This window comes from Comamonas sp. JUb58, assembly GCF_004364775.1.
Taxonomy (GTDB): Bacteria; Pseudomonadota; Gammaproteobacteria; order Burkholderiales; family Burkholderiaceae_C; genus Comamonas.
Genome location: NZ_SOAL01000002.1, coordinates 265,043 through 286,316 on the forward strand (window position 1 = coordinate 265,043; position 21,274 = coordinate 286,316).

Sequence of the window (21,274 nt, forward strand, 5' to 3'; positions counted from 1 at the left end):
CGCTGGGGCTGTGTGCCCCAGCACCTGCGCGTTATTTCCAATGTCTTTTTGAATCGGATCGGCATCCAGGCTTTAGCTGCTTCCCAGGTTTCCGGGACCACGACCACCGCCGCCGGGTCCGGAGCCTCCAGGACCGCCGGGGCCAGAACCACCGCCACCTCCTCCGCCCCCGCCACCACCGCCAGGGCCTGAACCGGCACCTGCGCAGCACTCACCCCGGCAATGGGGCGTGCACTGTGGCGCCAGGGGCAGTTGGGTGCCGCTTCCTCCGCCAGAACCACCGCCCCAGCCGCCTCCTCCGCCGCCGCCCCAGCCTCCGCCGCCTCCAGCGCCACCTCCGCCGGTGCACGAAGTGCCGGTGCCGACCAAGCGGCTGTACTGGGAGAACACCACCCGGTTCTCTCGCTCGCCGTTGACGCATTCAAACGAGCATTCGGCCGTAGCCCACACGCTGTAGGACGAGCAGCTCGATGCCTTGCTGCTGAAGGTGTTGGCCAACGCGCGTTGCACAGCGGTGAAGTCGCCCGCCTTGGCACTGGTAAAGCCAATGCCCTTGGGGTGCAGCTTGACGGCAGTCACCCGGTAGGGGATGACCACACGCTGCTTGGCTGCCAGCACCTTGGGGATGTCGGCCAAGAACTCGTAGCGGTAGTACTCGTCAGACTGGGGCGGTTTGAAGACGACGTCCTCGGCCTGGATCAGGCCGTAGTTGGTCAAGGTCAGCTCGCCGGTGTGCTCCTCGCCAATTTGCAGCTCGGGCAGGTTGATGGACAGCGGCTCCAGCAGCACCACGGGTGCGGGCACCTGGGTCTGGAAGGTCGCCTCCAGGTTGATGTCGTAGACATCAGGGATGGTGGTTTCCGTGACGCTGAAATCAATGCTGATGGTCTGGTACTGCAGGTGCACCCGCTCTGTGGTGGTGATGCCCGGGCGCACAAAGATGCGGCCGGTCTTGTCAGAGTGGCGCGGGCCGCTGGCACGGTAGGTGTAGGTGCCTGGTGGCAGGTCCGTCACGACAGCCTTGCCTTCCGCATCAGTGGTGAGCGTGCGCAGATAGGTGAGCACGGCATCGTTTTGCAGGCGGATGCGCGCGCCGGCCACACCCTTGATGGGCTGGTTGTCTGCGCCCAGGGTTCCAGTAAACAGGTCTGTGATCTGGAAGCTCACCCCGCCCTGCCCGCTTTGGGTCACGGCCACCGATACCGGAATGACGCCATCCCCGCTGTTGCCTGCGGTGACGATCAGCCGGTAGTTGTAGATGCCGTCAGCCACATTCTTGCCTGGGCTGGCCGTTACCTGGATGGGCACCTCGCCGCCCACATCAATGGCACCGATCTGGTTGCCGCTGGCCAGGAACACCCAGGCAGGCGGCGGGTTGCCGCTGTTGTCTACCAGCTTGACCTGCACATTCTGCGCAGCCACCAGGCCCCGGTTGCCGATGACTACGCTCTCGGTGACGGAGCTTTCTTGTTGCACGCCAGTCTCGATGAACGTGGGCTTGGCAAACAGATCTGGGCGGGCTTGCACCAGCTTGTAGTTGATGCTGAATGTGCCGCGCGGCGTATCGCCTGAATCGGCTGCAAAGGCGGTGAGGACGACTGTGCCCGACTCACCTGCTGTCGCGCTGCCGGTGAACTTGATGACCATGGGCACGGAGGCACCGGCTGCGATATTGACGGGCGGGCCTGCATCCACGCTGATGCCAGGAGGCAGGCTGCCGCTCGGTTGGTTGGCCGGCACAACGGCCCAGCGCACGCCCTCCACGCCCGTGCCAGCACTGGCTCGCGCTTGGATGGTGATGTTGCTCGCAAAATCGCGCGCGGCCGTCAGGTTGTAGCTGGAGAGGTTGAAGCTCAGGCGGTTGATGGTGAAGCGCCCTTGCTCAGCGGTTGCGGTTTCATCGGGGTGAACCACCGAGACGACATAGGTGCCGTTGTCATTGGCAGCAGGTACAAACTCATAGCGGTAATTGCCGCTCGCATCGGTTGCGATATTGATGCGGCGCTTGAAGCCTGCGATATCCAGCACTATGCGCAGCGCAGCATTGGGGATTGGCTGCGCGGTATCGCGGGTGACGGCAGCGCCGGTGATGACAATGCTTTGCGCCCCATAAGACAGTGCAGGACTGATGTTGGCCACCGTGCCGGTGTAAGGCGTCTTGGGAACCTCTGGCACGACGGGGGCGTTTTGTACGGTCACCACACGGGTGGCCTGCGCGGTCTTGCCTGCGGCTGAGGTGGCCACAGCCTTCAAGGTATAGCTGCCATCGGCTGCCGCGTTGGCAGCCCATTGGGCGCTGTATGGCGCTTGGGTGGGCGATGCCAGCAAGACATCGTTGGCGTAGATATCTACCTTGGCAATGCCTGCCTGCGCAGAAGCCACGGCGGTGATCGTGGCCGCGCTGGACAACACCGCATTGGGCGCAGGCGCCACAAAGCTGATGCTGGGTGGCGCGCTGGCATAGGTCACCGTGACCGCTGCACTCTTGGGGCTGGTGCCGCGCGCATTACTGGCGGTCGCCTCAATCTGGTGTGCGCCTTCGCCCGGCAAGCTGATGCTGGCCGCAAAGCTGCCATTGGCGCCCACTGCTACAGGTGAACCCGATGCCTGCCCGTTCAAGAACAGCTGCAGCTGCGAGCCCGGCATTGCTGTGCCCGCCACATTCAACTGTGGAACGGCCACGGTCGTACCCGCCGCTGGCTGGGTGATCACTGGTGCTGCAGGGGCACTCAGATTGAGGCTGAACGGAATATCCAGCACTGCCGCAATGCCATCGGCATCAGTCGCGGTGATGCTGAAGCTGTGGTTGCCATTGGGCAACTGGGCAAAGTCCACCAACTGGCTGTGGGTGACTGGGCTGGTCTTGCCATAGCTGCGCTCAAAAATCTGCACGCCGTTGACGGCAGCCTTAAGGCTGGTGACACCCACGGCACTTTCTGCGCTAACCGCCAACGTGCCAGGCTGGGTAATCGTGACGCCGCCTTCCAGAGCTTGGCCAGCAAAGCTGGCGGTAATGGCCGGGCCATTGCCGCCTTGCTTTTGTACTTGCACGGAGCGGGTGGCGGTGTTGCTCAAGCCAGAAGTATTGGTGGCCTTGGCTTTGAGGGTGTAATTGCCGTTGGGCACTCCCACCAGGGACCATTGCACTTGGTAGGGCGCGGCGCTGAGCAGCGCCAGGCGCTTGTCGTTCACCAAGATCTCCACATCCCGCAGGCCCTCAGCATCGCTGGCCGTTACCGCAATGGTGGTGTCTTGCTCCACCACCGCGTTTGCTGCAGGTTGGCTGAATTGCACCACCGGGCCTTCAGGCGCATAGGCAATGGGCTGGCTGAGCGAGAACTGGTTGGTCTTGTTCTGCGCCGTGCGGAACTGCACATACAGCATCTTGTCGCCACCGCCGCTGGACAAGGTGTAGACCACCTTGTTCGGATGGCTTGCCATTGCCTGCCAAGGCAGTGCGTCGCCAAACTGGTCGGATTCCTGGATGCGGTACTGCGCTGCCTGCGGGCACTCCAGAACCAGCTCAACATTGCGAACCCGGGTGACATAGCCCTGGGTGGGCGTCATCGTGCAGTTCAGCACCGGCTCTGCGCTCAGGTAACTGCCATAGTCCACCCCGGTGCTGACGGCATTGCCCTGGCCTGCAGGGTTGCCTACCGCATCTTTGGGGCCGCTGGCATGCCCCCACCAGTTGCCGCGCGCTTGCACCACGGCAGCGGGCTGGGTGTTGCGCACGCCAAACTGGGTATTGGCCGAAATATCGGATTCAGCGATAGAAGGCGTTGCACCTTGCTCAGCCAACAGGCCCACATCGTTGTGGGTGATACGCGATGCGCTGATGCTGGGACTACCATTGCCTATCACCCGAATGCCGACGGCATTGTGGCTGAGCTGCAAGCGGTTGAAGCTGTAAGCACCGCCATGCACGACCAGGCCAGCGCCCCCGTTCATGTAGCTGGGCAAGCCCGCTGTACCACCGGCATAGCGAATCTGCAGGCCATCGAGTTTGAGGCCAGCCGCAGGCACACCCGCCTCGACCAGCACACCCAACCAATCGCCTGCTTCTGCAATGCCCGGCTGCGGGTTGGTGGCCGCAATCGCGCTGTCATCGAATTGACTGGTAAAAAGGACGTTGGAGCCAGTCTGCAACTGGTCGCGCACATTGATACCAGCGCCTTCGCCAAATTTAACGACAACGCCGTCTGCAATACTGAGCTTGGCATTGCCTGCCGCCAGCGCAACGGCACCGCCTGCCAAGGCGGTGCCTGCCAGTACTAACGCTGCCATGGTTTGGCTGTGCCTTTTGCTTACCGTGGCCGTCCTGCGGCATATGGAGGCCCACGCTCGGCGGGTGAATAACGGCGTGATATGGGAGAGTTGCATGGTCTTCTCCTTCTTATGGGTTGACGGTGATCACACCGCTGGTGGCCGGTACAAAGCCGGGGCTGCTGGCTGTGATTTGGGTGGTGCCGGGGGATATGGCGGTGAAGGTGGCATAGCCGGAGCTACCCGAGTTAGCGGCCCAGTTCACAGTGCCAGTAATCGAACCGACGGATGGGACCGAACTGCTGAAGGTAATTAGACGGTTAGAGACCGGGTATTGATTTCCCGACCAATAAGCTCCTGTAACCTGAGTAGATACATAGATGTACGACGCTGTCTGGCCAGAGCTCAATATAGTTGGAACGCTAACAAGATTCAGAATCGGCGTGACAGTTTCAGCGGTAATGAAGCCAGCGTCGAAACCTGCGGCAGTCGCTTCGATCTGTGTAGATCCCACATCAACGCCCGTTACTGTGATGTAGGCATAGCTCTGCCCCGCAGGAATAGTGACTGTGGCGGATGTCGTGCACACCTCAGATGCTACGCAACGCAAATTTACAGTAACTACGTCGGCTCCACCGGTCACCACACCATTGATCAACCTCTCTACATAAAACTCCGCGTAGTAGTTATACAGCCCTTTGCCAACGACCAGCTTAGATCCCCCATATCGAGTCAGCTTCAACGATTGCGTAGCTGATACCACGGTTTGAACATCAGATTTACCCGTTACAACGCCAGGCACTTCTGCTTCAACCCGATAAGTACCAACCGATACTGGTTGAGCAACATAACCAACGTTTGAAGTGCTGCTATCCTTGGCGATGGTCAGTTGAGTGATCAGCGCGCCATTACTATTACTGTTGTATATTCCATTAACAACGCCAGCCGGCACCTGCTCTTTGAGCACAACGTTTACCGGCAAGGATTTTCCAGCATATTGATTCTCACTCCAGTATGCACCAGGCACCGTCAGTGTAATAAAAAAATTATCACGAATACTGGAGGTCGTACGATTGTTATCTAAGCTATTGAATCTCACCACCGGCAAAATCACGTCCACGGGCATTGGGGTAGCCGCAACGGCGCCTTCCGCAGTGGCCTCGACTTGAGTCGAGCCAACCTCAACACCTGTGACCGGGATGTAAGCGTAGCTTTGCCACGCAGGAATGGTGACTGTCGCAGGGGTCGTGCACACCCCAGGTGTTACGCAGCGCAAGTTCACTGTTACCGGCTCTGCTGCGCTACTCACTACCCCATTGATTAAACGTTCGACGTAAAATTCCGCGTAGTAGTTGTACAGCCCCTTGCCAACTATCAGCTTAGATCCTCCATATCGAGTCAGCTTGAGCGCCTGTGTAGCTGATACAACGGTTTGAACATCAGATTTACCTGTCACAACGCCAGACACGTCTGCTTCAACACGGTAATTGCCAGCAGATGCAGGCTGGGCTATATAACCAGTGCTTGAAGTGCTGCTATCCTTTGATAAAGATAGCTGTGTGATCAGGGTGCCATTGCTATTGCTGTCATATATTCCAGCAACGATATCTACCGGATCTTTATCTTTGATTGTTACCTTTATTGGCAACGGTTTTGCTGCATATTGGTTTTCTATCCAATTTGCACCGGGCACAGTCAAGGTGATGGAAAAATTGTCTCGCACACTAGAGGTTGTACGATTGTTATCTAGACTATTGAACCTCACTACTGGCGAAATCACTTCGACTGGCATTGAAGTCGCTGCCGTGGTGCCATCAGCAGTGGCTTCGACCTGGGTAGACCCTACTTCAACACCCGTTACTGTGATGTAGGAATAGCTCTGCCCGGCAGGAATAGTGACTGTGGTAGGAGTCGTGCACACCTCGGATGCCACGCAGCGCAGATTAACAGTAAGCGGTTCTGCGCCTCCGGCCACTACTCCATTTATTAACCTTTCTACGTAAAGCTCCGCATAATAGTTATACAGTCCTTTGCCAACGATCAACTTGGTCCCATTTTGTCGTGTTAGCCTCAATGTTTGCGCAGCCGACACCACGGTTTGAACATTCGATTTACCTTCAACAACACCTGGCACTCCTGCTTCAATCCGGTAAGTACCAGCAGATGACGGCTGGGCCACATAGCCAGTATTTGAGGTACTGCTATCCCTTGTTATGGATAGCTGTGTGATCTTGGTGCCATTGCTGCCGCTGTCGTATATTCCACCCACAACACCTATCGGATCTTCATCACTAAGAGATACAGTTAGGTTCAAAAGTTTTGCCGCATATTGATTTTCGATCCAATTAGCACCAGGCACGGTTAAAGTGACAGAAAAATTATCACGCACGCTGGAGGTTGTGCGATTGTTATCTAGATTATTGAACCTCACTACTGGAAAAATCACATCGACGGGCATTGGAGTGGCTGCGGTAGCGCCTTCCGCAGTAGCTTCGATCTGTGTAGATCCCTCTTCGACACCTGTGACCGTGATATAGGCATAGCTCTGCCCGGCAGGAATAGTGACTGTGGTAGGAGTCGTGCACACCTCGGATGCCACGCAGCGCAGATTAACAGTAACCGCATCGGCACCTCCACTTACCACCCCATTAATCAGACGCTCTACATAAAGCTCAGCGTAGTAGTTGTACAGACCTTTGCCAACTATTAGTTTCGAGCCGTTATATCTGACAAGTCTCAGTGCAAATTTCTGCCGAACATCCACATTCAAAGTTTTGCCAATCAAGCCAGGCGAAGTAATACCGATGGAGGTCTTCCCTTCTGCCAGCGCCTTCACATTGACCGGCACCGTCGCATAAATCTGCCCCGTAGGCACAAACACCTCCGCCGGACTCACAGCAGCAATCGCCGGATTCTGGCTAACGACCGATACCGTAATACCCCCCAGAGGAGCGGCCTTGCTCAGCTGCACGCGAACCGTACGGCTCAGCTCTTCATTCATCACCAGGTCTGCAGCAGGGTCAGTGTTAAGGCTGATGGCGTCCACATTCACGCTGGTCTGGCCGGACTGGTAGCCGGCAGCGGTTGCAGTCAAGGTGGTAGCACCCAGGGCCTTGCCATTGATGCTGAAGCTCGCCCGGCTTTGACCCGCAGGGATGAGCACGGTGGCAGGGGCTTGGGCCAGACTGCTTTGGGCTACTGCCAAGCTAACGGTCAATCCGCCTGCAGGGGCTGGCTCGGTAGCTTCCAAGGTCACCGTGGTGCTGCCCGCAGGCGCCACCACTACGCTGGATGGCAGTACCAGCGCCTTGCCCCGCACGGAGACGGTAGCCAATGCACTGGCGTAGCCGTCGGCCTGCGCCGTCAAACGGCTGATACCGTCGACCAAGCCAGTCACTTCAAAATTCACGCTCTGTTGTCCGGCAGGCACCACTAGGCTGCTGGGGGCAGACAGCACGGCCGTGTCCGCGTTGTCCAACCGCACTGCGACATTGCTTGCAGCGGGTGCAGGCAGCGACAAGGTCATCGGATAGTTGCGGTTGACCCCGACTGTGGGACTGGCAGGTGCCAAGCCCAAGGAAGGCAGGCTGACCACCTCGATGTCGGTTTCCGCCCTGCCCAAAGTGGCATGGCTGGCAGTGATCTTGGTAGTGCCCAGGCTGCTGGCCTGCACCTCCAGATCGGCGCTGGTTTGCCCCTCAGGCACAGTGACGCGGGTTACGGCTGACGCGACCGAAGGAACGCTGCTGCTGACATCGACCAGAATGCCGCCTGCGGGAGCGGGGGCATTGAGCGACACCCGCAGCATGGCCACCACGCCAGGGCTGAGCTTGAGTCTGGCGGGCTCCAGCGCCAAAGGTGCCTGGCCGATGTGCACCAGACCTTGCTGCACCAGATAAGGGATGCCCACCACGCCCCACACCACCTGCGAGCGGATGGTGCCCGAGGGCACGGAGATCGCATTGAGCGAATTGCCGTTGGCCGTATTGCCGGTCCCCACGGGTGACGAAGCCAGGTCCATGCTGATGGCGGGGCCGCTGTGGTGGTTGATGGCGGTGTTGTTGATAACGGGCGAGGCCGATTCAATCGCCACGCCGCTGCCGTATTCGATAACGACATGGCCCAGCTGCGTCAGCGCCTGGTTGGTGCCTGCGGTAAAGCGCCATTGCCGCCAGTCACCGGCAGCGGGCGTCGCAGATGCCGAGGTGATCTTGATGGGCAAGCTGGAGGTGCCCACGGCCTGGAGCGCACCCCGCTTCAAAGTAAAGCTGGCCGCCGCTGCCATCTGGATGGTCACACCGGGCTCAATACTCAGGGTGGCGTTGTTGTCCACAATCACATCGCCCTGGAAAAGATAGGGCGACTGCGCTGCACGCAGTGTTGTGTTGCTGTTGATCACACCCGTCACTGGCGTTTGTGCCAGAGCCGACTGGGCTGCACAGAGCAGCATCAGCCAAAGGCCCAGCATCTGCAAGCCCTGCCAGGCTTTGCGTGCCCAGGCCGCAGCTTGGAGCAGTGAAGATGGTGATTGTTGTTGGTACATGCTTCCCCCGGTATTTCTCATTTTTTGTTTGCGCTCATAAGCGTCCACACGGCGCTTGCAGCCGGTGGTTGGCGGTCTGTTGGATGGCTGCGGTTTGGGCCACTTGCTGTGCATAGGCCTGCCAGCCGCCGCCCAGCCAATAGGCGGGCAAGGTGGCCATTGCGGTACTGGTCGCACTGGCGGAACGGCCCGGTTTGGATGCATCGGCGGTGGGCACCAAGGCCGCTTCGACCTGGACACGCAAGGCATCGCTGACCACCCCATCGGTGATGACCACCAGCGCCTGGGCGTAGCCCGCATGACTTGCACGCTTGAGCCTGTCTTGGTAGGCCCGCGCAATGGCGGCCACCAGCTTGGCATCGCGCTCTTTGCCTTCCACCTGCACAGCTACCAGCTGCTCGGGCGGCACGGGCCACTGGGCCTGGGGCGCACGTTGCATGGCTTCGCTGGCGGCTATCACGGTCCATTGCATGCCCTGGCCCAGAGCGGCTATCCAGGTCTGCGCGTCCAGGGGCTGCAGCAAGGGCCCGCTCGATGCGGCCCCCACCTGTGCGGCCTGCCATGCGCGGACTCCGCCACGCACTGCCTGCAACTGGGCAAAGCCTTGTTGGCGCAGCTGACGGCAGGCCTGGTCCACATCGGCGTTATCGAGCCCGGTACCCACCAGCACCACGGGCGTCTGCTGTAAAAAGCGCTTGCTGGCGATGTCGGACAACTCCAGCTGCAAAGCGCGCGCAATGGGTGCCGCGCGTTGCAGGCTGCGTGGGCGCACATCCACCAAGGTGGGTGACTGGGCATTGGAGTGGGTTGCAGCAGCCTCGGCAGCGCTGATCCAGCAGGCCTGGTCCAGCGCCAAGGGCGCAGCTTGCACCGGCCATGCCAGCGCGGGCGTCTCTGTGGTTTGCGCTGCATATTGCGCGGCTGAGCAGCCCAACTCCTTGGACGGTGCAGAAGCCGATTCAGACTCCACCAAAGGAGGGGGCGCAGTGACTGGCCGCGACCAAGCAGTTGCATCGCCGGCAGTGCCAGCCAAGGCCGCGCCGACCAAGATGGCCAGCGCAGCGTGTGTACCCCAACCGGGGCCACACGCCATGGTCTTAACGGCCATTGCTTGCTCCCAGCAGGCGCTTGCGTCGCACTCCGACCAAGGCCATCAAACCAGTCAGCAGCGACAGCATCAGCACCGCCAGCCAACCCAGGCCCGGCACCGGCACGACTTGCTCATCGGCAGGCAAGGGTCCACTTTGGATCACCGGGCCGCCCGGGTCCTTGATCACACCATTGGCCACCAAATCGTCATCGCCCAGTTGGCCATCGGTGATCGTGAAGCTCACCCGGTTGCCTTCCAGCTTGAGGTTCTTGGGCACGTACCAGAGGCTGCGGCCACGCGAAGTGGGCGTGGGGCCGTACTTCATGTAGTTGCTCACCCCAAAGAGGTTGGGCCACTCGGTGGTGATGGTCACCGTGCTGCCCACGTCGCAGCCGATCAGCTCGTACTCGAACACACCGTGTGGGAACAGCAGCACATCAAACAGCGGCAGCCAACCTTGCGCCCGCTTGACGGCGGTCTTGTCCGGGTTGAAGTGGCAGCTAGCACCACCGCCCGTCACCCAGGCCTTGAGCGTGCCCGTACCCGTGGGGGTGGGGATGGTAACTTGCTTGTCGCCCGCAGGTGCGGGGGTGTTCTTGAGGCCCAGGCGGACATCGGGCGCACCCGGCGTGGTCACCACCACCTCGTAGTCACCCACGGTTGGGTTGGCAGTGAACATCAGCGATGCGGCCAAGCCCTGGGCATCGGTCGTCGCCTGAGTCGTCAAACCACCACCCGCAAAGACTGCAGCGGCGCCGCTGGCGGGCATGCTGAAGCTCAGCACGCGCCCTGCCACCGGCTCGCCCTGGCCGTTGACCAGCTTGACGCGGATCACCTCGGCAAAGGCGGTATCTACCACCGCAGATTGGCCACCACCAGCCAGCACCTGCAGGTTCAGCACCGGCGCGGTAGCCGCCGTGTTGGTCAAGGCAAAGAGCAGCGCGTCTGCCACGCCCGCTGCACTGGCCAGCACCTCATAGCTGCCCTCAGTGCTGTTGGCGGTGAGCAGGGGTGCGCTGGCAAAACCATCCGCATCGGTTTGCACCTCTGCTTGCAAAGCGCCACCAGCAAACCTGGCACTGGCACCGCCGGATGGCAACTCGAAGCGGATGCTGTGGTTTGCCACGCCAAGGCCTTGGTCATCCACCAGCTTGACCTGGAGCGCCTGCGCAAAAGCAGTGCCTACATGGGCAGACTGGCCGCTGCCGGAGACACCCAGCAGTTGCAGCACGTGTACCGGCTGCGCCGTGTTGGTCAGCGAGAACGTCGCCTCGCCAGAGACACTCGCCGCTGCAGCATTTGCTTGGTATCTACCTTCCACCGCATTGGCCGTCAGCAACGGCGAGATTGCCAAGCCCTGGGCATCAGTGGCAACGCTGGCTGTGCGGGAACCGCCGGCAAAGCTGGCGGTCGCCGTGCCTGCAGATGCGCTGGGCAGCGTAAACACCAGCACTTGGCCAGCCACCGCTGCGCCTTGCGCATCGACCACCTTGGCTTGCAAGCGCTGGGCAAAGGCCTGGCCTACTTGTGCGGTCTGGCCGTCACCAGCCACCCGCAGCAAAGTCAGGATCGGCGTTGCGGCATCGCTATTGCGCAAGTCAAAGCTGGCAGGGGTGCTGACGCCATCCACACTGGCAAGCACTTGGTAAGCACCCACCACGGCATTGGCCGTGATGGCGCCGCTAGAGGCCAGGCCTTGGGCATCGGTCCTGAGCTGCAACGCAGCGCTGCCGTTGCTGAACACCGCACTGGCACCGCTGGCAGGCGCTGCAAAGCGCAGCGTCTGGTTGGCCACCGGGTCACCGTTCTCATCTGCCAGGCGTACCTGCAGCGGCGCCGCAAAGGCAGTGCCTACTTGGGCGACCTGCTGGTTACCACTGCTGATGGACAAAGTCCAGTTCTTGGTGGCGGAGCCGTCTTCCTTCCAGGTGGCAGACACCAGGCCAATCCACTGCGCTACCGCTTGCAATGCGGCATCGCGCCCAGCGCCCTGCGGCAGCGCCCGCAGTTGTTGCTGTGCTTGCACAAGCGCCGTGATGGCATCGCCCAGCTTTTGCTGCTCTGCGGCGGCAGTTGCCTGGTCGAACAAGGCCATCAACGCAGCCTTGTCTGCATCGCTCAGGCCTGCAATGGCGGGCACCGCTGCGCGTGCATTGGCCTCGGCTTGCGGCTGCGCAATGGTGCGCAGGCTGTGCGACCAGCTCTCCACCACCACCGCATCGGCGGTATTGCGCAGCTGGGATTCCAAGCTGAAGGCCTTGGCGTCTGCAGGCAGCTGCAACCACAGCTCAACGCCCTGCTCTGCACCAGTGGCCAGATCCATGGGCCAGCGCAGCTGATCGCCATTGACGGCAGCAGCGGGCTTGGACGACAGCAGCTGCGCGCCATTGGCCAAGGCGGTGCTCAAGGTCAGCTGGCGGGCTTTGTCGTCGCCATTCTTGATGATGGTGTTCAGATACACGCTGGATTGGGCCAGCATCGGATCCGCCAGCTTGGGCGTGCTCAATGCCATCTGGGCCTGGAGCCATGCCGTCCATTCCGTGCCGCTCAGCTGCTCCGCCAAGCTGTCAAAGCCCATGGCCAGCACCTGGCCCTTGCCATAGCTGGTGCGTGCTGCGGCGGTTTCTCCAGTGGCATAGCGCAGCTCGCTGGTCGCTGGCGCATCAGTGGCCAAGGCCCAGCTGGGGCTGGTCAGCGGCAGCGCGTTGGCACCCAGCTGCAGCGCAGCACTGGCCAGTGGCTGGTCGGCATAGCCGCCCCACATATCGGCAATGGCGCGCAGATGGGTATCTGCCGCACCGTCCACCACCAGAGAGGCACCACGCAGCACAGCAGCGCGCACTTCTTCTTGCAGGTTGGCACTCAGATCGCCCAGCGATCCGCTCAGCCACAGGATGCTGAAGTCGCCAGCACGCAGCGCCTTTTGGAAGGCGGCGGCTGTCTCAACGATCTCTGCCTCATCGTCATATGCAGCCAGCACGGTTTGCGCGGTCTGGCGCTTTTGCGCGGCACAGGCCTGGTCTGCGCCGCAGCCGATATAGGCCAGCAGGCGCACACCCTGGTCTGCCGTTTGCGTGGCAGTCACCGCTTCGCTGTCCTGGATTCGGATGAGGGTCGAGGCGCTGTTATTGCTGCTGATATCGTCCTTGGTGGACGAGCCGATGCGCGCCGCCACGGCGAATTCCTTGGCGCTGCCGTCCTTGGCCGTTTGCACGTCCAGAGTCAGGATGGCCGTGGAGCGCGTCGCCATATCGCCCAAGGTCCAGACGCCGTTGGCATAGCTGCCCACCGCTGCCGATTGGCTCAGCACCGTGAGGCCCGCTGGCAATTCCACATTGACGGTGGTCGCCACTGCACTGGCGGGGCCCAGGTTTTCTGCGGTGATCGTGACGCTAGATTTTTCGCCGCGCTTTACCGTAGCGGGCGTGGCACCGGCAGCCACAGCCAGGTCCGCCTTGGGTTCGGGGTTGGGGTTGTCTGGCGTGGCAGAGCGCTTGGCAAACAGATAGCCGGATGCGGCAGTGCCAGCCGTCAGCTCGATGCTGCTGAACTTGCCCGCTTCACTTTGTCCGCCAGCGGAACCCGCCAGCGCCGAGCCGTCTACCAAGCCATCAGCCACACCGGCCGTCAGGCTGTAGACGCCAGGCTTGAGGTTCGTGAAATTGAATGCGCCTTGCGCATCGGTGTAGGCCGTTTGCAGCTCGGTAGCGCCTGTGCTGGCTTGCGTGCCGCTCAGCTTGACTTCGGTCACGGGAATGCCGGGCTCGCCCGCATCCCGCATGCCATTGCTATTGCGGTCTTGGTAGACCAGGCCCGCAATGCTGGCCTCGGCAGAACCGGCTACAAAGCCAATGCTGTACTGGCCGCTGGTGTTGGCATCGAAGATATTGAGAAAGTAGCTCCAGCTCAGGTCTTCGTTGCGCTCTTTGGACAGCCAGACGTTTTCTGCAGGAACGATATAGCCGTCTGCGCGGGTAACTTGCAGCGGCAACTTGGCGCCCCGCGAGGGATCAGTCACGCGGGCATAGGCAAAGCCCTGGGCCACCGGGCTAAAGCGCAGGCTGGCGTTGTTGCCCTGCACGGTCATCTGCGCCGATACCGTCTGGTTCTGCACCTCGGTGTCGGCGCCATCGGACTCGTAGACCCGGTAAACATCGCCGTCCTTGGCAAGGAAGTCGCGCACCTTGTCGCGCCCCGGCAGATCCACGCGCACGTCCTGGATCAAGGTATGCGTGCGCACCTCCTTGATCAGCGAGGTGACGGCTCCGCCTAAGGAATCCGCATGGGTAAAGCTGGCACTGAACTCGACAAACTTGCCCGACAGGCTGGTGACCATGGACCAGCGGCCCATTTTGGAGATGCCCGATTCGATGTCGCCAAAGTCCAAAAGCAGGCTCTTGCCTGCGGGTTGGTCGCCTACATAGCCACCCAGAATCTGGAAGCTGATCGCCAAGCCTTGCCGGTTCTCCACGATGCGGGGCTGGGCGGTGTCAATCTTGGTTTTATGGGAAGCACCAGCGCCCTGGTTTTTGATTCTGACGCCCAGGGTAAAGGGCTCAGCTGCTTCCGTCTCTGGCGTGAAGGGATCGTCGGCATGCACATCGCGCGGCAGAAAGTAATCCAGCACCAGCTCTGGCTGGGGGCGTACCACGATGGATTCTGGTGCTACTTCAACAGAATCGGCCTTGCCATCGAGCGTATAGCTGACTTTGGCGCCCACGTAGTACACAGCGCCTTGCGGGTTGCTGCCGCCGCTGCCAGCTGCGGGGATGATGAGCCAGTTGATGTTGGCCACCGCCTTGGGCGCGATCACCCCGTTTTGCAGGTTGGTGATGCCCGTTACCTGGTCGGTGCGGTAGAAGAAGGTGGCACCCTGGGCATTGGGGTCCGAGGTGGCGATGACCAGGTTGTTGTTGGCGTCCAGAAACTTCAGCTCGATGGAGACGTTCTCCAGCTTCTGGTCTGCCAGGCCATTGGTGATGACCATCTTGGCATCGAACGCCTGGCGCTCCAGCGAGAGCTTTTGCTCGATGACAATTTTGACTTCTGCACACACGGCATCGGCCGCCTGCGCAAAGGCACTGCTGATCGAATACAGCAGCCCCAGCATGAACAAACCTGCCACCGTCGCCCAGCTGGTAAACAGCGGACGCCCCCTCGTTTTTTTATACATACCCTGTGTCCATCTTTATGTTGGCTTGGGTCCGCGGACTTCCCCTTAGCCTCAACTCAATTGAGATGTGTCAATGGATGGGCCTTATTGACCGAAATCCATTGATAGCCCTATTGCATTTTGAATCGCATTTAAAAGAACACTGCTTACATGAAGCTGACGCGCAGTTTGGCAAACACAACAGTCAATAGAAAGGTGAGTGCTGACAAGCTTGGTAGGTCAGCACTACCAAGAGATCGCTTCATGGGATGTAAGTGACTGGAGGAGGCGTCGCCGTGAGCTCAACGCGTGACTCGCCCAAGTCCGCGTTCAGACCAGGGCATAAAGTTGCCCGATGAACTCTTAAGCCAGGCGAGGCTGCCGCAGCTGCTGCATGCGGTAGATCAAGCCCTGCGGCAGGCGCCGGGCGACCGCGATATCGACCGCGTCGCGGCCCTTGAAGTCGGCGACCGAGACATCGGCGCCGGCGTCGAGCAGCAGCGCCAGGGTTTTGAGCCGGCCCAGGCGGGCGGCATAGAAGACGGGGGTTTCGCCGTGCTCGCGCAGATTGAGCAGCGGCTGGGCCTGCAGCAGGGCGCGGCACATGGCCTCGTCATCGCGCCAGACGGCGGCCCACAGCGAATAGCTGGCATTGGCGCCATGCGAGAGCAGCAGCTCGACCAGGGGCAGGTTCTCGCCGCGGGCGGCGGCAAACCACAGCGCGGTGGCGCGGAAGTCGCCATTGCACTCGCCCATCGCCACTTCGGCCTCCAGTGGCGCGCCGGCAGCCAGCAAGCTGGCGACGGTTTCCAGGCCGCTGGCATCGGCCGATGCCGCTATTTGGGCGTTTTGCGGTGATACGCCGCAGGCCACCTGCAGGGCGGTGCGCCCCTTGCCATCCACCGCCTGGGCCCACTGGGGCGTCTGCGCCAACACCTCTGCCACCAAGGCGGCATCCCAGCGCTTGGCAGCAGCGAACAGTGCGGTCTTCGAGGGCAGGCTCATGCAGGGCTCCTTGTGTCTTGTGAACACGTTCCGAGGTGCAATGTACACCGAGACCGCGCCAGCCTAACCTTGGTGGCAGGCAGGTTTTCCCGACCTGCCCATGGCCCTGAGAGCCTGTTGCTGGTCTCCGGCCTTACTGCGCCGCCACCCAGTCGATCAGCGCATCCCAGGCGGGGCGCGCCTGCGGGGCGTTGTCGCTGTTGGCCAGCGCCACGACCACCCAGCGGCGCCCGTCGCGGCCATTGACATAGCCGGCAATGGCCGAGGCATCGCGCAGGGTGCCGGTCTTCAGGTGGGCGCCGCCGGTGTGCGCGCTCTTGCTGTTTTTCAGGGTGCCGTCCACGCCGACGATGGGCATCGAGGCCATCAGCTCGGGCATGACGTTGGAGTTCCAGGCGACCGAGAGCATCTTGGCCAGCGAGCCGGCGGTGATGCGGGCATCGCGCGAGAGGCCGGCGCCGTTGTCGATGGTGGGCGCGGCCATGCCGGGCACGCGCTCGCTCCACCACTGCGCCACCGCCTGGCGGCCGCCTTCAAAGGTGCCGACGCCCGCGCGCTGCTTGCCCAGGGTCAGAAAGACCTGCTGGGTCATCACGTTGTTGCTGTACTTGTTGATGTCGCGCACCACCTCGCCCAGGGTGGGCGAGCTGAAGCTCATCAGCGGCTGCACGCCGTCGGGTGTGGTGCCCATGCGCACCTGGCCGGTGACCTTGCCGCCCAGCTCGCGCCACATGCCTTCAAACACGCGGGGGGCAAAGCGGTCGGGCGCGGCGGGTGCCACGGCCCAGCTGTTTTCGCCGCAAGCGGCCGGGTAGCCGCCCAGAAACTGGATCTGCATGGGATCGGCCATTTGGGCCTTCAAGGCGCCGCGCCAGTCGCCACAGGCATTGCCCTTGGTCTTGAGCAGGGGCACCGTGCTGGGCAGGCGCAGATGGGCAATGGCCGGCTCGTAGGCGATGCGGGCCACCCCTGCTGCGGCATCGGGGATGAAGCGCATGGTCAGCGACTTGTAGTTCAGCAGCAGCGCATCGGGCACGGCGTTGTAGGGCCGGTAGGGCTCGTTGTCAAAGCGGGCCGGGTCGATGGGCGGCAGCGCAAAGGCCGAGCTGTCCAGCACCACGTCGCCGACGATGACCTGGATGCCCTGGCCCAGCAGGCGGCGCTGCAGCAGCCAGAGGCGCTCCATCACCAGCTTGGGATCGCCCGAGCCCTGCACATAGAGGTTGCCATTGAGGGCGCCCTGGGCCACTTTGCCGTCAGTGGCAATGCGGGTGTCCCAGGTGTAGGCGGGGCCCAGAATCTCCAGCGCCGCATAGGTGGTCACCAGCTTCATCACCGAGGCGGGGTTGCGCGCCACATCGCTGTGTACATCGAGCAGCGGGCGCTGCGCACCGCTGACATCCATGACCACCACGGAGACCGCATCGGGCGCGACCTTGCCGCGCTGCAGGGCGGCTTCGACCTCGGCCGGCAGGCGGCCGGCGGGCCAGGCACTGGCGGCTGCGGCAGGGGCCACAGCGGCTGCGCTTGCGGGTACCTGGGCTGCCTGGGGTGCCGCAGCCAGGGGCTGGGACAGGCGGATGGGGGTGGGCGCCGGGTCGGCTGCCGGGGCCGCCGGGGTTTGCGCGCAGGCCACTTGGCTGAGCGCAATCGCCAGCGGCAGCAGCCAGCGGCCGGTGCCGCCAGACAGGCCAGGGCTGGGCCGCGCCAGAGACTGAGAAAAGGGCGCCATCGAAGAAATCTGTTGCATGGGCAGCAGTCTAGCGGCTATGCCCAAGCCCGGCATGCAGCCTTGGCTTTGCCCCGATAATGGCAGGTTGCCGCCCCTGTACGGGGGCTGAAACCGGGCGCTGGCACAGCGCCCGCGCGCGCCCTACCCCATGAACCTGCTTGCCCTCGAATCCAGTACCGACACCCTCTTTATTGCCACCGCGCGGGATGACCAGCGCTGGCTGCACAGCGGTGCCGGTGGTCAGCACACCTCCAGCCAGTTGCTGCCGGCGGTGCGTGGCCTGATGGCCGATGCGGACTTGGGCTTCGACGCGCTGGACGCGATTGTGTTTGGCCGGGGCCCGGGCTCCTTCACCGGCCTGCGCACTGCCTGCGCGATTGCCCAGGGCCTGGCCTTTGTCGCCAAGGGCGGCCAGGGCGTGCCGGTGCTGCCGGTCGATACCTTGATGACCGTGGCCGAAGAAGCCCGCCTGCAACATGGCTGCACCCAGGTGCTGGCCTGTCTGGATGCGCGTATGGACGAGGTCTACAACGCCGTCTACCAGTATGTGGACGGCCACTGGCAGACCCTGGGCGATCTGCAGGTCTGCCCGCCGCAGGATGTGCAGGTGCCCCCAGGTTTTGTGGTGGCCGGCAATGCCCAGCCCATCTATGGTGAGCGCCTGGCGCCCGATGCCACGCATCTGCAGGCCATGCCCACCGCCCAGGCCTTGCTGAGCTTGGCGCCCTACCTGTTGGCCCAAGGGCAGGCGGTGGCCGCGCAGGATGCGCTGCCGCTCTACATTCGCGACAAGGTGGCCAAGACCACGGCCGAGCGCGAGGCCGAAAAACAAGCCCAGGCCGCCAGCAACCCAGGCAGCGCACCATGAGCCTGCCTGCCACGCCCCAGCTGCGCTGGTCCGCGCTGCGCGTTGATGACCTGGATGCACTGCTCGCGGTAGAGAACCAGTGCTACAGCCACCCCTGGACGCGGGGCAACTTCATCGACTCCATGGCCATGGGCTATGCGATGCAGCTGCTCTGGGTCGACGAGGCGCTGATCGGTTACTTTGTCGCCATGCAGGGCGTCGATGAGCTGCATCTGCTCAATATCACCGTCAACCCACAGCACCAGCGCCAGGGCTGGGCCAAGGTGCTGCTGGAACAGCTGCGCAGCTGGGCCGTCAGCGTGCGGGCCCAGGCGATCTGGCTGGAGGTGCGCATCAGCAATCTGCGCGCCCAGCAGATCTACCTGCAGTTTGGATTTGAATCGGTGGGGCTGCGAAAGCGCTACTATCCGGTATCCCATGTCGAACGCGAGGACGCCATGGTCATGCGTTATCTGCTGCCTACCACCCCATGAGCCTGAACCTGGACGCCCGCCAACGCGCCATGCTGCAAGAGATGGGCCACCCGCTGTGGTGGCCTGAATCGCCCGCGCCTGCCGCCCAGGCGGCGCCTGAGCCATCCACGGCCCCTGCGCCAGTGGCTGCTCCGCCATCGCGCGCGGAGGCGGTAGCTGCCCCAGCTGTTGTGCCTACGGCGCCAGTTGCACCGGCGATGCCCGCAACTGCCCTCCAAGAAGCGGCCGCACCAGCTGCCACTGCAGAGCCCACGCCCACCGCTGCGCCAGCGCCCGCCCCCACGGCAGCCGCCCGACCAACATCCCCGCAAGCACTGCCGGCCGACTTCCCGCGTGTGCGCTTTGCGCTGCGCGCGCCGGTCCTGCTTGATCTGCAAGGCAAGCAGCAGCCGCCGGTGCCCAGCACCCAGCCCGCCTGGCTGGTGGTGGCCGAGCTGCCCGAAGGCGCGCCCCAGCAGAGCGAAGCCTGCCAGCTGCTGCTGCAGATGCTGCGGGCCATGCGCCTGACCGACGCTCCCGTCTACTGGGTGCCGCTGGCGCGCATCCCCGCCAACCAGGAAGGCGATGATGGCCTGCCGAGCTACAGCATCGAAGCCTTGGTGCAGGAATGCCAGCCCGCGATGGCCCTGCTGCTGGGCCTGCCGGCGGTGCGCCATCTGATGCCGGGCGACCAGCCCTTCTCCAGCCTGCGCCAGCAGCTGCACCAGATCGGCGGCAGCCAGCTGCCCGCCGTGGTCAGCTACGACCCCAGCCACCTGCTGCGCACCCCCCAGGCCAAGGCAGCGACCTGGGCCGATCTGTGCTTCGCGCTGGCCCAGGCCGGGCGTTAATTTTTCTTCACAAACCTGCCAATCTGCCGCCAATCTGCTGCAAATGAGCCGCGATTTACCCGCCCATTGGCGAATGTAGGCACCCACTGACAGCCATTGGCGTGGGGTGTTGACAACGCTGCACCCAGACAAAGCGCATCGTCATGCGCAGCTGATGCGGGAATGCCATAATGGCGCCCATTCAGAAACCGGAGTCTCTCCTTGGATCCCTACCCTAGTTGGTAGCTTCCACCCTGGCAAGCACATGGCTGCACAAGGGTCGGAAGCGCCCCACGCCCCCCTTTTGCAGACCAAAAACAACAAGGAAGTGAGCCTATGCTCAACATCTTTACGCTTGCCAATGGCCGTCTGGTGCAGGAAGAAATCGAATCCCTGCAGGACCTGGCCCGTTTTCAGCCTATCTGGGTTGACCTCGAATCCCCCACCCTCGAAGAAAAGCGCTGGATCAAGCAGCACTACGGCCTGTCCATTCCCGAAGACGCGATGGACCAGGACATCGAGGAATCGGCCCGTTTCTACGAAGAAGACAACGGCGATCTGCACATCCGCAGCGACTTCCTGATCGATGACGAAGACGACCCACGCAGCGTGCGTGTGGCCTTCATCATGAACCTGCACAATGCCGCGCTCAAAAGCTATGGCGTGCTGTTCTCCATCCACGATGAGGATGTGCCGGTGTTCCGCCTGCTGCGCCTGCGCGCCCGCCGCGCGCCCGGCCTGATCGAGGACAGCAAGGACGTCCTGCTCAAGCTGTTCGATGCCGATGCCGAATACTCGGCCGACACCTTGGAAGGCATTTACGACGACCTGGAAAAAGTCAGCACCCAGGTGCTGGCCGGCGATGTGACCGACACCCACGCGAGTGAAGTGCTCTCGGCCATCGCACGCCAGGAAGACTTGAACGGCCGCATTCGCCGCAATGTGATGGACACCCGCCGCGCCGTGAGCTTTGTCATGCGCAGCAAGATGCTCAACTCCGACCAGTTCGAGGACGCGCGCCAGATCCTGCGCGACATCGAATCGCTGGACAACCACACCGCCTTCCTCTTCGACAAGATCAACTTCTTGATGGATGCGACCGTCGGTTTCATCAACATCAACCAGAACAAGATCATCAAGATCTTCTCGGTGGCCAGCGTCGCGCTGCTGCCGCCCACCTTGATCGCCAGCGTCTACGGCATGAACTTCAAGTACATGCCCGAAATCGACTGGGAGTTTGGCTATGCCTACGGTATTGCGCTGATGGTGGGCAGCGCGCTGATTCCGATGCTGTACTTCCGCAAGCGCGGCTGGCTCAAGTAACAGCCGCTGCGGG

At 62.2% G+C, this 21,274-nt stretch carries 10 protein-coding genes; 4 read left to right on the forward strand and 6 right to left on the reverse strand.

Annotation, left to right across the window (positions count from 1 at the left end; all coding sequences use genetic code 11):
• Positions 1 to 72 precede the first annotated feature (72 nt).
• The 6 genes from EDF71_RS03445 to dacB form a co-directional block, all read right to left on the reverse strand.
• The gene (locus EDF71_RS03445) at positions 73 to 4,287 is read right to left on the reverse strand and encodes an Ig-like domain-containing protein (RefSeq protein ID WP_166656442.1); all 4,215 of its coding nucleotides are present in this window, start codon (positions 4,285 to 4,287) and stop codon (positions 73 to 75) included.
• Between the two features lie 109 nt (positions 4,288 to 4,396).
• Complete coding sequence (locus tag EDF71_RS03450; RefSeq protein ID WP_133855230.1) at positions 4,397 to 8,809, reverse strand: hypothetical protein; 4,413 nt, start codon at positions 8,807 to 8,809, stop codon at positions 4,397 to 4,399.
• 34 nt (positions 8,810 to 8,843) lie between these two features.
• On the reverse strand, positions 8,844 to 9,779 hold the full coding sequence (locus tag EDF71_RS03455; RefSeq protein WP_133855231.1) for a rhodanese-like domain-containing protein: 936 nt from the start codon (positions 9,777 to 9,779) through the stop codon (positions 8,844 to 8,846).
• 127 nt (positions 9,780 to 9,906) lie between these two features.
• Positions 9,907 to 15,072 (reverse strand): choice-of-anchor U domain-containing protein, encoded by a 5,166-nt coding sequence (locus tag EDF71_RS03460; protein ID WP_133855232.1) that lies wholly within the window; start codon positions 15,070 to 15,072, stop codon positions 9,907 to 9,909.
• Between the two features lie 342 nt (positions 15,073 to 15,414).
• Positions 15,415 to 16,056, reverse strand: coding sequence for an ankyrin repeat domain-containing protein (locus EDF71_RS03465; RefSeq protein WP_133855233.1), 642 nt, complete (start codon positions 16,054 to 16,056; stop codon positions 15,415 to 15,417).
• Positions 16,057 to 16,189: 133 nt separating this feature from the next.
• Positions 16,190 to 17,806 (reverse strand): D-alanyl-D-alanine carboxypeptidase/D-alanyl-D-alanine-endopeptidase, encoded by a 1,617-nt coding sequence (dacB, locus tag EDF71_RS03470; protein WP_243854153.1) that lies wholly within the window; start codon positions 17,804 to 17,806, stop codon positions 16,190 to 16,192.
• Positions 17,807 to 17,936: 130 nt separating this feature from the next.
• On the opposite strand from dacB, the gene tsaB reads away from it, so the two are divergent.
• The 4 genes from tsaB (at position 17,937) to corA (ending at position 21,261) form a co-directional block, all read left to right on the forward strand.
• Positions 17,937 to 18,656 carry a tRNA (adenosine(37)-N6)-threonylcarbamoyltransferase complex dimerization subunit type 1 TsaB gene (tsaB, locus tag EDF71_RS03475; protein ID WP_133855234.1) on the forward strand — a complete coding sequence of 240 codons (720 nt, stop codon included), beginning with the start codon at positions 17,937 to 17,939 and terminating at the stop codon, positions 18,654 to 18,656.
• A complete protein-coding gene (gene rimI, locus EDF71_RS03480; protein WP_133855235.1) occupies positions 18,653 to 19,129 on the forward strand; it encodes a ribosomal protein S18-alanine N-acetyltransferase in 477 nt (158 codons plus the stop codon). Before tsaB ends, rimI begins: the two co-directional genes overlap by 4 nt.
• A complete protein-coding gene (locus EDF71_RS03485; RefSeq protein ID WP_133855236.1) occupies positions 19,126 to 19,959 on the forward strand; it encodes a hypothetical protein in 834 nt (277 codons plus the stop codon). The genes rimI and EDF71_RS03485 overlap by 4 nt, the downstream gene beginning before the upstream one ends.
• 315 nt (positions 19,960 to 20,274) lie before the next feature.
• Complete coding sequence (gene corA / locus EDF71_RS03490) at positions 20,275 to 21,261, forward strand: magnesium/cobalt transporter CorA (protein WP_133855237.1); 987 nt, start codon at positions 20,275 to 20,277, stop codon at positions 21,259 to 21,261.
• Positions 21,262 to 21,274: the final 13 nt, after the last annotated feature.